We start from the raw sequence: 12,023 nt of genomic DNA, 5'->3' as shown, positions 1-12,023 counted from the left end.
GCGTGTTTCGGGAAATAATCGCGTAATAAGCCGTTGGTGTTCTCATTCGTCCCACGTTCCCATGCCGCATAGGGAGCGGCAAAGTACACCTGGAGCCCCAGGGTCCGTTGAAGACAGCGAAACGACGCCCATTCACTCCCGTTATCCACGGTGAGGGTCCGCCGTACATGCGCTGGAAGCGGGTGCAGAAGTTTCCGCGTGGCCACCGTGACCTCTGTAGCAGTCCGGCGTGACACCTTGGCCGCCAGAAGAAAGCGACTGCGCCGGTCCACGTGCGTAGCCACGAAGCCGCGCTGGCCTCGACCGACCACGAGATCCCCTTCCCAATCTCCCAGGCGTCCTCGGCGTTGTGCAATGGCCGGTCGCTCGGCGAGAGACACGCGGCCCACTCCCGTAGCGTTTCCGACGCCGACAATGGTGGCGGAGGTACCGCGACCAAGATCCTCCCGTGCGGTGATCAGCTGCCAACCATGTATAGATCGTTTGATGGCTGATCCGCATCTGAGTGGCGTGGGGATAGTCAACCCGCACACGGTGAGCAATCTGTTCGGGCGACCAGCGGCACTGCAGCTTCTCTTGGACATAAGTTGCCAGCATACCACTCGTCAGATGTGACCGCCGAATGTTACGGCGACGGCGCTGCGCATCGCAATGGGCCCAGTACCCAGCATAGGCTCCACTTCCATCACCGTTCCGTCGCAGTTCCCGGCTGATGGTACTCGGCGCTCGCCCGAGCTGGGCTGCAATGGACCGAATAGACCAGCCAAGCATTCGCATCGGGGCCATCATTGACCGTTCTTCCAAGGTGAGGTGCTGATAGGGCATGGCAGACTCCTCGTTGCTGGAGGTGAAATGTCTGCCCCACTCTATCGAACCGCACCACCCAAATCTCTTCGTCGCGACCTGCGTTGCACTTCAAATTAGAATTCATCCAAGCAAACACTTTGCTGTCTTGATCAGATGCTAGGCAGGACGAATGATCCGCACCGCCACATCCTGTTCAATTCGTCCCAGCGTGGACACCTTTCCACCTCGTTCTTTGTGAACAACCTTTTCAATCTGCACGAGGGCTCCCCGATGCCATTGGTCGAATGCTTGGTTTTGATTAGAGGCAAGACGATCCTGACGACCGACTTCTTGTCGCCCTTGTTCATTGCACAGCCAAGCCCTTTTTTCACCCTTCATTTCTCGCAACTCGCTCACCACCCGATAGACGTCCGGCCCCCGCTCGACAATGGTCTTGCCGTCTTTGCGTAGCAATAGATACGAAAACTTCAACGCATCCTTAATGAAGCCGACTTGTTCGTCGATTTCCTGAATGACAGCCGGTGGGTCCCATATCCGTTCTTCATGGCACCAATCATGTGGATTAATCAGGGCCGGGCAGTCGTTTTCATGCAGGCAAGGGCTATAAACGTTGCAGCGCTTCTCTTGGAGCAATCGGTCACGCACGTGAAGTAACCCTCTGGACGTTTCGCGTAGAGCCGGCTCGACGATCATGACGGTACCGTGCGGGCTGAGTAATGATACGCATTCGGTGACCAGGCCAGAACGCATCTCGATTGGGTCTTTTGCATCTGCATATATCTCGTTCAAACAATTGGCGATAATAATAAGGTCAAAGTGTCCCAGCTGTTTAACCCGTTCGAGCCAGGCTCCTCCCTCAAGATCCCCTTCATAGGCTTGCAACCGTGCAGTTCCAACACCAGCTGCCTGACAGTATCGATCCCACAACTGTCGGGCTTGGCTAAGAGCTGCATTGGAACCATCGACAGCAGTCACGGACAGGGCATACGGCAATGCCTGCTGTTGCCACCAATCAAGGGCTGCCAAGGCTCCGGTACCAGGGCCTGAACCAAGGTCCAATACTGAAAAACTCTCGCCCTCTTCACGCGTAGGCATCTCATTCAGTAACAACTGTATCTTGGCAAGATTGACCGGCAGGAAATACTGGAGATAGGCCCTACCTAACTGGCTATTATCAAGATACGAGACACGGAGACGATCCCGTTCTTTGGTGAAGATTCTCGACAGCTCGCTTACCGCCTGAACCAACTGCACAGTCGAACCGCTCGCTCCCTCAACGGAGGCCTGGATGGCATCAAGAAGCCTTTGTGAGACCGGAACGTTGAGGCGTTGCATAGCTGTAGTGTATGCTCAAGGCATTAGGGAGGACAACCATGACAGACGATATTCTGAAGGCCTATAAAGACGTCGAATCGGCAGTGGAACGCTATATCCGACTCCTACACGACCACGTCGCCATGCTCCAAAATATTGAGCCCCCAGGCTCCGACAAGGTCGTTCGGCTGACGGCCGGGTCCAAAGCTATGACGGACAGTGCTGGGATCTATCTGTCCTACGCCAAATATGTCGCCTACGGGATGCCTGCCAGCGAGGAAATGGTGGAAGACGAGATACAGGGATAGGTTGTGCGTTATATCTCGTAAATCGTGGTTCGCCGACAGTTCACGTCTTACGGATCACGAAAAACTCGCCACATCACAACAAAAGAGCCTGCCCGGTTTCCCGGACAGGCTCTTTTCATTTCATAATAACGCGCTGCCTAGATGCTGCGCATAAACTGGGCAACTTCGTCTGGATTGACGGCACCACCCATGACCTGCGACATCGCGACGTTCGTGGACTTCTTACCAGTCATACCAGACTCGACTTCATCCACGATCAACTCGACCGGCATCGATTGCCCACCGTAAACACGAGGGCCGCCGATGATTTTCGCGTTAGAGAAACCATAAATGGCAGTCGCCACTTCCTTAGCCAGCCAACCGACGTAGTTGAATTCTGGAACCACAATCAGCTTGGCCTTCGCGCACAACTGGCGGAGCTCCTTCGTCGGAAACGGGCGGAGTGAGCGGACCTTGATTAATCCCACCTTCATCCCCTTATCCTTACAGAGCCGCACGGCCTCACGCGATTGCGCTGCTGCGCTGCCGGACGCAATGATGATCACTTCGGCATCATCGACGTTTTCCGCAGTCAGTAAGCCGCCCATGTACTGATTGATATACTTACGTGACCGTTCGACAGCCGCCCACACCTCTTGCTGCCAGACCGCATGAATGTTGTAAGCCATGAAGTTCGACTTCTGAACTGGGGCGTCACGGGACAGACGAGCGGGAGGATTCTCCGCATCGAGCACCGGCACGGCACCGCGCCAGGCCTCACGTGGCGGTAACTTGATACCACGATCTTGCATGCGCACGTAGCCACGTGCGTGTGTTACAAAGAACCCATCGCAGCACACCCCCACCGGCAAGGTCACATCGTTTTTCTCACTGATCGTGAAGCCTGCCAGCGTGAAGTCGAACATGTCCTGTTGATTCTCGGCATGGAACACGATCATTCCACAATTCAGGAGATAGGCGACTTCGATATTGTCCGGCTGAATTGCAAGCGGCGCATTGACGACGCGACAGGTGAACATGGCAACTACCGGTAGCCGGTGGCCTGGCCATGACGCAATACCTTCCAATCCCCGCAACGTACCGGGTCCCGCAGTAGCCGTATAGCATCGAACCCCGGCGCGAGAGCCGCCGGCGATGGCCGCCATGACACCGACTTCTTCTTCACCACGATAATACTCTTTCACATACCCTTCGCCGTAGAGCACTCCGACCAGCTGCATGGTTTCACTCTGAGGTGTGATCGGATAAGCAATGGCTAAATCCACGTTTGACCGGCGAATAGCCTCCTTGGCCGCTTCGCTGCCCGTGATAAATTCCTTCGTGCGCGGTGCCTCAAGAAACATGTATTCGGGAGTCACCACTTTCTGTCGTTTTGCTTCACCATGCGGATCTTGTTTTTTAGCGCTCGTCGGAGCCGCCACGCTGGTGATCGGATCGCCCTGGGGATTGCTCTTCACTTCGGTTTCGCTCATATTCGCACCTCTCTATATGGACGGTGAGCTACTCGCTCAGCCTATCCTTCTCGCTTCATCTGGTCCGCAGAATGGCCGAACATCGCTGCGCTGCCCGCTCCACCAGGAGTCGGAGCAAACGCCATTGGATTGGTATGGGTCTTACCGCCATGAACCTTGGATTGCGTACCGGTAAAACGGACATTCTCTCCGCTCTCCGGCAACTTAATACCCATCTGCTCGCGGACACGCTTGAAAATCTGTGCAACACGCTTGATCTTCAGAGTATCGGAGTCCCGAATCGTGAGCATGGCATCCTCATGGCCTTGTTCGGCGCAGATTGCCATAGTGCAGCAATTGGTGCCAGCCCGGATCATCTTGAGCGTGAGATTGGCATAATGGCAATGCACGCCGATGAAGATACAGGCCTCGATCTTGTTGCCCCAAATCGTGAGATTGGGGTGATTCGGATTGATGACTTCTTCCGGATCGATCTTTGGATACTTCGGACGATAGTCCGGCATCGGAATAATCATAACTTCAGGGATCTGCGCGGCGATTTCCAATGTTGCCTTTGCTTTTTCTACCGCGTGATCATTCCAGGCCCACAAGAGCAGGGGACCAGGGAAAATTGTCGCATTCGGGCTCGTCAGCATCTTGCGAGCCATTTCTTCAATGACAACTTCCTCGTTTGGCTCCAGAAGGCCATAGTACAACCCCTGCCCTGGATCTGGCAGGTCGACACCTAACTGAGCCGCAGACGGTGGATGGAATCCAGCCGGACCCGGCACGATGATTCGCTCTCTCGTATCTTGTGTGATTGCCACGCCTGATTCCCTTTCCTTACCCGACAACCGGACTTGCTAACACCGCCGTGGTGCTCTTTTCTCCATACGTAACATTGTCCGTTAATGCCGCCTTCGGCAGTTGGTCGATCATGATCATCTTGATGGCATTATTTTTGGCCATAGTGTCGCAGACCCACACACATTGCGCACATCCTTTACACCGGTCGACCGCGACATACGCGGATCCATACTTGAACCCTTGATCTTTACCCATCTCGTCGCTGTAGAGGATGGTGTTGGCTTCCGGACAGTACTGCGTACAGAGCTTACAACTCTTCGCGGCACAAATTTCAACACTGATATCGGCTACGAGGTACATGGAAACTCCTTTATAACCGGTTACGCGGTGGCTGCTGCAACAGGCTCGTCCACCCGTTTGACATCGGCCGCAGCCCAACCATGATCAACAGCGTAGTTCCATCCGGCTCGCATGACGGCAACGTTTTTCTCGATCAGCTCTTGCTTCTTCTTGAACTTCCGTTCGACGACACTGTCGAGGGCGGCCGTACCACCGGACACGACGAAGCCTTTCCCTAGGAACCGATCCTTCACGGCCTGATCCAGTCCCGCCATGGTCGTCAACCCTGTAATCGCCCCGATACAGCCCATCAGCGCCATATTGGTCGCGAGGTCCATTCCAGCCACTTCCAACGAGATCTTCGTGGCTGGGAAGTAATACAGTTTTGCACGCCGCTCTTTCAGCTCAGCCGCTTGATCTCGATGGAGATTCATCGGCCCATCATTATTGATCAGGGCAATCCCATCTTCTTTCAAGCCGAAGTAGAACGGCATCGTGTATGACTTGCCGTGGGTAATGACTTGAGGGTGAAAGATGATGATGATGTGCGGGAAGGTGATTTCGCCGATCTCATAGATCGGTTCATCTGAAACTCGCACATAGCTTTCGACCGGCGCCATTCGCTTTTCCGACCCATAGAACGGCACGATTGTGCTTTCACCACCGGCATTGATGACGGCCGTGCTCAGAATATGCGATCCGGTCACGACGCCCTGTCCGCCGACACCTGCCATTCGAATATTGAAGCGCTTTGCCATCGTGGACTCTCCTTCGTTCGCTTAGGCCTTGTTAGGAATTGCAGCAGCCGGCTTGGCAAGAAATTCCTTGTAGCCATAGCGCTCAGTGAGGTACTGCTTCGCTTCTTCACTGACATACTCCGTGAACTGATATCGATCATTTTCAACCGTTTTCGCATCTTCCATGACCTTGTCGGTTGGAATGGCATACTCAATGTTGCACGATGTGTATGCTTGAATATAGGTCGATCCCACTTCGCGTGCGATCAGCACGGCTTTCTTGATGACGCTTTCCACACGACGTGGATTATTCGGCACCACAGTGGCCACATAGGCACAACCCGCGACCTTCGCCATCTGCAGCATATCCATCTTCTCAAACTTCTTCCCGAGAGGGGCCATCTTCAACACCGCACCGCGGTTGGTCATACCGCTCTCTTGGCCACCGGTATTTCCATAGACTTCATTGTCCAACATGATGGTCGTAAATCGTTCCTTGCGGAACCACGAATGGAGCACCTGCTGGAATCCGATGTCGGCTGTTCCTCCGTCGCCGGCCATCACGACCACATCTTTAGGCTTGTCGCCGAAGCGAAGGCGGAGGCCACGTGAAAGGCCGCTCGCCACTCCGTTTTGATCTCCGTAGTTACCATAGACAAAGGGGATCGCAGCTTGTGAAATAGCGAGACGACCACAACCGGCGGTCCCGACGGTAATCGTGTCTTCCGGATTGGGGAACGCCACCATGGCCAGGCGAATGAAGAGAGTCATCGCGCAACCCGCACACATGGGATGCTCTTCGAGGACTTCCTTGAAACTACCCACCTGTGAAACCGAGACCTTCTTTCCAAACGGTCCATGCTCTACCAAATCTCGATATTCCTTCGGCATAAACTTTTCAAATCCGTTGGAGAACTTGACATAATCAAGGCTCATTAGGCACCTCCCTTATATCGTTGGCAACGGCATACCGTTGCGCATATTTTCGCCACGCTACCGACACCATGACTCACGAAAGAAAGCTTGAGGACTTGAGGGTTTGAACTATTCGGCACGCCCTAACCGAACCACCAACCCTTGGGCATCCTAGCAAAGCTGAAAAAAGACTGTCAATGTTTGTACGGCCTTTTCTCTGCACAGCCGGTTACTCCACCGGCCTGCAGGCTGCCACAAATCCCCAAGGATAGTATAACGTCACGAAAATCAACGCAACTTCAAAGAGGGCCCAAGGTTTTCAAAAGAAGACCTAGGCCCGACGGTCGGACGTAGGCCATTTGCCCCAAGTGATGGAACTGGTTGCTGAGAGATTGCTTGGCTTATGCATGGCAATTCCTGTTTAGAGATTGCCGATCTACCACAATCTGTTTACACTGCGGTGTATGGCACTGCGAGTACTAATCCCCGGCGAAGACGAGGCTGGGACTCATGTTGGTGGAGTGCATAAGCGCCCCCCGATTCCTGATAACACACTTAAGGCCGAGTGCCCTAAATTCATGGCACATGGTCCCTGCGGAGGAGTCCGAAAAGGTGGACTGTGCGAGGTCTACCCTGAGATGAAGTGTCCATGGGTCTCCCTGTACCTCGAACTGGAAAAGATCGGTCAGACTGAATGGATGAAACAAGTGTAGTGAGGCGTGAAACGTGAAACGTGAAACAGTCGCAAGAAAACCTAAGGCCACCAAGCTCGGCTACAATGAGCGGCATGCCAAAAGCGGCATCACCGCCCCCTTGCCCGAGATTGAAACCTTCCCCAATCAGTATGAGGGGTATGAAATTACCATCGAAATTCCAGAGTATACGGCGATCTGCCCTAAAACAAATTTGCCGGATTTCGGCACGATCACGCTGCACTACATGCCGGATAAAGAGTGCCTTGAACTCAAGGCACTCAAAATGTACATCCACGCGTACCGGAATCTCGGGATTTTCTATGAGAACGCCGTGAACCGCATCCTCCAGGATATCGTCAAATCCTGTCGACCTGTGTGGGCAACAGTGACTGGTACTTTCACGGCACGAGGCGGGCTTTCCAGCAAAATTGAAGCCCGATATCCGCAGACTCGGAAAGCCTAGCTTCCCCAAGGACTCCCCTCTGCTCATGGCTGGTCGCCTTCGGAGCATTGCTGGCCTGGCGGGAACCTTCCCGTCCACATCCCCATATCGTCTTCCCTGGCTCTGGTTAGCAGAACATATCGGTCGCTGGAGAGCGGACTGGTGCAGGCCCACATCCCAAAGCAATGCAGTGTGCATTGCAGAGACACACCATCGGATGCCGTTGACCCGCTTGGCATATTGGAAAATGCTCGCATTTCTTTAGGAGATGGTGTCTCATCTTATATGAGTACGGCACACGCGACGTTCGTGCGGGAAAGGACACCCCGGGTCCGAACGTGTGGAGCGTTGACTAGACCTCTCATCTAGCGATCAGCCATGTCGTTGTTCAGTCACCTTCGTGCCCTCTGGCGGCAAGACATTCGTCTGCGCACCATAGTTACACTCTCATTACTCTTGGGAATCATTTTACTCGTCGCCACCGCATGGCGATTGGACGAGATCAGGACCTCGCTCGAAGAAGCCACACGATCCCATGCCCACACCATCGGACGTACGTTCACGATATTGAGAGCCGTCGCCCCTAACGAGAACCTGCACCTGCTTCAATCGGTCTTGGATAGCTATCACGATGATCCAGACATTGCCCGCGTGGATCTGTTGGATGTCGACCGGATGATCATTGCCTCCACTGAACCGGGACGGGTCGGACACACCGTGACCGATTCCCACACGACTCAGGCACGGGAACAGGGAAGCGAAATTATTGGATACGATACCTTATCCCATGAATCCCACTTCCTCGTGGCCGTCGAGCCGCTTCGAAATGGACAGCTGATTACGGGATGGGTTCGCATCGAGTTTCCCCTCGCCAAGATGCAGCGGCAAGTGACTCTTGCAACACAGGGATCAATTCTGACCGGGGTCTTCTTGATCGGATCGACTGTACTCCTCGCTCTATTCAGCATGCATCGCATCTCCGCCCTCTTTCGCGATACAGCTACCCGATTGCAAACGACATTGACCTCGCTCACCCAGCAATTTCCTGACTTGAAACCTTCGATCGAAGCCCCTGGAACGGATCCCACGTTCACCCTTCCATCTCAATGCGGAGAAATCGAGCGAACGGTCGCACTCATCAACCATACCCTTGGGCTTTTGACCAGGCAGACTGACTTGATACAGACATTCACGTCTTGGCTCGGGAATGCCGTCACAAGTCAGACGTCGCAACTAAACGATACCGTCGACGATCTAAAGCGGGAAACTGCAGAACGAGCTCAGGCAGAATTGACTCTCCGGGAGAATGAAACGAAATATCGTGGGATTTTTGAATCATCACGGGATGCCATCATGCTCTTATTTCCACCGGAGTGGAAATTCACAGCCTGTAATCCCGCAACCGTTGATCTCTTTGGCGCAGATAGTGCCGAGCACTTCACCTCACTAGGCCCCTGGGATGTCTCCCCGCCTGTTCAAGCAGACGGCGAACTCTCTACCAGCAAAGCGCCCACGGTAATCCAGAGAGCTATGCAAGAGGGGTCCCACTATTTTGAATGGATGCACCGGCGTATCAACGGCCCAGCGTTTCCTGCCACCGTGCTCCTGACACGGATTACCCTCCAGGGAAAGACAGGCTTACAGGCAACCGTACGAGACATCAGCGAACAAAAACGTGCCGAACAAGCGCTTCGCGACTTGTCGGAGTTTCAGAAGGCAATCCTAGACAATGCCGGGCACGCCATCATATCAGCGACCCCAGATGGAATCATCCGTGTGTTCAATCCTGCCGCCGAACAGCTCTTAGGCTATTCGGCCGACGAATTGGTTGGGAAATTGACACCTGCAGTTTTCCACGATCCCCAGGAAGTGGTGGCACGTGCCCAGGCCTTTTCCGCAGAGCTTGGTATCGACTTGGAGCCCGGCTTTAACGTCTTCGTCGAAAAATGTCGTCGAGACCTTCCCAATACCCACGAGTGGACCTACATCAGAAAGGACGGCAGTCGACTTACCGTCCTCCTGACGATTACCGCGCTACGCAATCCGGAAGGGACGATCACGAGTTTCCTGGGTGTCGCCTCGGACATTACGACGCTCAAGGTTGTTCAACAAGAATTGACGCTTGCGAAAGATGCCGCCGAAGCGGCCAGTGTCGCAAAGTCTCAATTCCTGGCCAATATGAGCCATGAAATCCGTACCCCCATGAACGGAGTTCTCGGCATGACCGAACTGCTCCTGGCGACTCCTCTCACTGAGAAACAACGCCATATGGCTCATACCGTGCAACAATCTGCTGCCTCATTACTCACAATCATCAATGACATTCTGGATTACTCAAAGATCGAGGCCGGGAAGCTCCAGCTTGAGCACACCGATATCGACCTCTCTCACCTCCTTGATGATGCAGTCAAGCTTTTTTCAGAAGCCGCTCGCCAAAAGGGGCTTTCCCTATCCGCCACAGTAACGCCGACCATTCCCACGGTGCTCCGGGGAGATCCGACACGACTCAGGCAAATCCTACTGAATCTGATCGGAAACTCCATTAAATTTACCGCCACCGGATCAATCGCCGTGATCGCAGACTGCCTCAAGCGTGATCCGGAACAGATCCTGCTTCGTGTCACGGTTCGTGATACCGGTATCGGCATCCCATGTGAATCCCAGGCCCACGTTTTCGACGCATTTGCCCAAGCAGACGGATCGACGACCCGCAAGTTTGGAGGAACGGGTCTCGGTCTCACAATCGTCAAACAGCTTGTTCACCTGATGGGAGGAACCGTTGATCTCGAAAGCACACCCGGTCTCGGCTCGACGTTCGGGTTTACCGTTCCGCTGGAGGTTGGTCCGGAGAAGAAAATGTCATCCGTCCTAGCAGCGCTTCAACAGGCTCCAGCCACTCTCCACGGAACAGTCTTGCTCGCAGAAGACAATGTCGTGAACCGTGAAATCGCCGTGGCGATGCTGGAGTTGTTGGGATGTACGGTGGATATTGCTGAAGACGGACAGGAAGTGCTCGATGCAGTCAACGCCCGACCCTACGATTTGATTCTCATGGATTGCCAGATGCCGAACCTTGATGGCTTGAACGCTTCGCGGTTGATTCGCGAACGAGAAAGCCGCCGCCCCCATCGCCGCCATCTCCCCATTGTCGCGCTCACAGCCAATGCGATGGAAGGCGATCGAGAACAGTGCCTGGCGGCCGGGATGGATGGATACCTGGCCAAACCTTTTACCTTCGATCAGCTGCATCACGCATTGGCGCCCTGGTTGGAAAACGCGGCTTGACACGCGCGGCATACCGTGAAGCTTCACGACTGAAAACGACCAGAATTCCGCAGCAAAGTGCTTGCACCGTCAGACACGCCGCGGTACCCTCAGGACGACTCATGGCCACCTACGCGATCGGTGATGTGCAGGGTTGTTACGAGCCCTTGCAACGTCTCCTCCAGCACATTCGATTTGATTCTTCCAGGGATCGCCTCTGGTTTGTCGGCGATCTGGTCAACCGTGGCCCCGATTCACTGAGTGTCCTCCGCTTGATCAAACAACTTGGAGAGAGAGCGGTTGCCGTCTTGGGCAACCATGACCTATTCCTTTTGTCTGTGGCCGAGAATATTGTCAGGCTTCGCCCCGAGGACACCCTGCAACCCATCCTTGACGCACCCGATCGCGACGAGCTCCTCACATGGCTACGGCACCAGCACCTGCTCTATCGCGAAGGCTCTTTTACGATGGTCCATGCGGGTTTGCTCCCGCAATGGACAGTCGATGACGCGGAGAAACTGGCGCGTGAGGTTGAGACCGGCTTACAGGGCCCTTTCTACCGAGATATTCTCAAAGCCTTGTATCCCAGCAAACACCTTCAATGGTCGTCAGGCTTGACTGGCCTGACCCGCCTCGCGACCATCATCAAGGTCTTGACACGACTCCGAGCCTGTTCACCTGATGGTCGTATGGAGTCGGCATATAACGGATCTCCAGACCATATCCCCTCTGGATACTTTCCTTGGTTTACGATCGAGAACCGGAAGCATCTCGACACAACGATTGTCTGCGGTCACTGGGCTGCCTTAGGGCTTCACCGCGAAGACCATCTTCTCTCGATCGATAGTGGTTGCGTGTGGGGAAGGGAGCTCACTGCCGTATGCCTGGAAGACCAGAGCTTTTTCCAGGTGCCATGCACTGCGGTAACCGGCCGAGACTAACTA

At 54.4% G+C, this 12,023-nt stretch carries 11 protein-coding genes and 1 pseudogene; 5 read left to right on the top strand and 7 right to left on the bottom strand.

Annotation, left to right across the window (positions count from 1 at the left end; genetic code table 11):
- Positions 1-825 (bottom strand): annotated as a pseudogene (locus COMA1_RS21570) (IS30 family transposase); the annotation flags it as partial.
- Positions 826-963: 138 nt separating this feature from the next.
- Complete coding sequence (locus COMA1_RS08590) at positions 964-2,142, bottom strand: small ribosomal subunit Rsm22 family protein (RefSeq protein ID WP_090746633.1); 1,179 nt, start codon at positions 2,140-2,142, stop codon at positions 964-966.
- Between the two features lie 38 nt (positions 2,143-2,180).
- On the opposite strand from COMA1_RS08590, the gene COMA1_RS08585 reads away from it, so the two are divergent.
- Positions 2,181-2,429 carry a hypothetical protein gene (locus COMA1_RS08585; RefSeq protein WP_090746630.1) on the top strand — a complete coding sequence of 83 codons (249 nt, stop codon included), beginning with the start codon at positions 2,181-2,183 and terminating at the stop codon, positions 2,427-2,429.
- Positions 2,430-2,566: 137 nt separating this feature from the next.
- Here COMA1_RS08585 and COMA1_RS08580 read toward each other — a convergent pair whose 3' ends face one another.
- The 5 genes from COMA1_RS08580 to COMA1_RS08560 all read right to left on the bottom strand — a co-directional run bounded on the left by COMA1_RS08580 (position 2,567) and on the right by COMA1_RS08560 (position 6,699).
- Positions 2,567-3,772, bottom strand: coding sequence for a transketolase C-terminal domain-containing protein (locus tag COMA1_RS08580; protein WP_342672692.1), 1,206 nt, complete (start codon positions 3,770-3,772; stop codon positions 2,567-2,569).
- A gap of 170 nt (positions 3,773-3,942) precedes the next feature.
- Positions 3,943-4,707: a carbon monoxide dehydrogenase beta subunit family protein gene (locus COMA1_RS08575; protein ID WP_090746624.1), complete on the bottom strand. Its 765-nt coding sequence runs from the start codon at positions 4,705-4,707 to the stop codon at positions 3,943-3,945.
- 16 nt (positions 4,708-4,723) lie between these two features.
- On the bottom strand, positions 4,724-5,047 hold the full coding sequence (locus COMA1_RS08570; protein ID WP_218055327.1) for a pyruvate ferredoxin oxidoreductase: 324 nt from the start codon (positions 5,045-5,047) through the stop codon (positions 4,724-4,726).
- Between the two features lie 20 nt (positions 5,048-5,067).
- Positions 5,068-5,784 (bottom strand): 2-oxoacid:acceptor oxidoreductase family protein, encoded by a 717-nt coding sequence (locus COMA1_RS08565; protein ID WP_090746621.1) that lies wholly within the window; start codon positions 5,782-5,784, stop codon positions 5,068-5,070.
- A gap of 21 nt (positions 5,785-5,805) precedes the next feature.
- On the bottom strand, positions 5,806-6,699 hold the full coding sequence (locus COMA1_RS08560) for a thiamine pyrophosphate-dependent enzyme (protein WP_086425302.1): 894 nt from the start codon (positions 6,697-6,699) through the stop codon (positions 5,806-5,808).
- Between the two features lie 443 nt (positions 6,700-7,142).
- Between COMA1_RS08560 and COMA1_RS21990 the strand changes: the two genes are divergently transcribed.
- The 4 genes from COMA1_RS21990 to COMA1_RS08540 all read left to right on the top strand — a co-directional run bounded on the left by COMA1_RS21990 (position 7,143) and on the right by COMA1_RS08540 (position 12,020).
- A complete protein-coding gene (locus COMA1_RS21990) occupies positions 7,143-7,391 on the top strand; it encodes a methylenetetrahydrofolate reductase C-terminal domain-containing protein (RefSeq protein ID WP_090746618.1) in 249 nt (82 codons plus the stop codon).
- A gap of 13 nt (positions 7,392-7,404) precedes the next feature.
- Positions 7,405-7,836 carry a preQ(1) synthase gene (queF, locus tag COMA1_RS08550; RefSeq protein ID WP_090746615.1) on the top strand — a complete coding sequence of 144 codons (432 nt, stop codon included), beginning with the start codon at positions 7,405-7,407 and terminating at the stop codon, positions 7,834-7,836.
- Positions 7,837-8,193: 357 nt separating this feature from the next.
- Positions 8,194-11,100: a PAS domain S-box protein gene (locus COMA1_RS08545; RefSeq protein ID WP_090746611.1), complete on the top strand. Its 2,907-nt coding sequence runs from the start codon at positions 8,194-8,196 to the stop codon at positions 11,098-11,100.
- Between the two features lie 101 nt (positions 11,101-11,201).
- On the top strand, positions 11,202-12,020 hold the full coding sequence (locus tag COMA1_RS08540) for a symmetrical bis(5'-nucleosyl)-tetraphosphatase (RefSeq protein WP_090746608.1): 819 nt from the start codon (positions 11,202-11,204) through the stop codon (positions 12,018-12,020).
- Positions 12,021-12,023: the final 3 nt, after the last annotated feature.

The organism is Candidatus Nitrospira nitrosa, assembly GCF_001458735.1.
In the GTDB taxonomy this organism is placed as follows: Bacteria; Nitrospirota; Nitrospiria; order Nitrospirales; family Nitrospiraceae; genus Nitrospira_D; species Nitrospira_D nitrosa.
The sequence above is the reverse complement of the archived record's forward strand: the minus strand, read 5'-3'. Positions and strand labels throughout refer to the sequence as shown.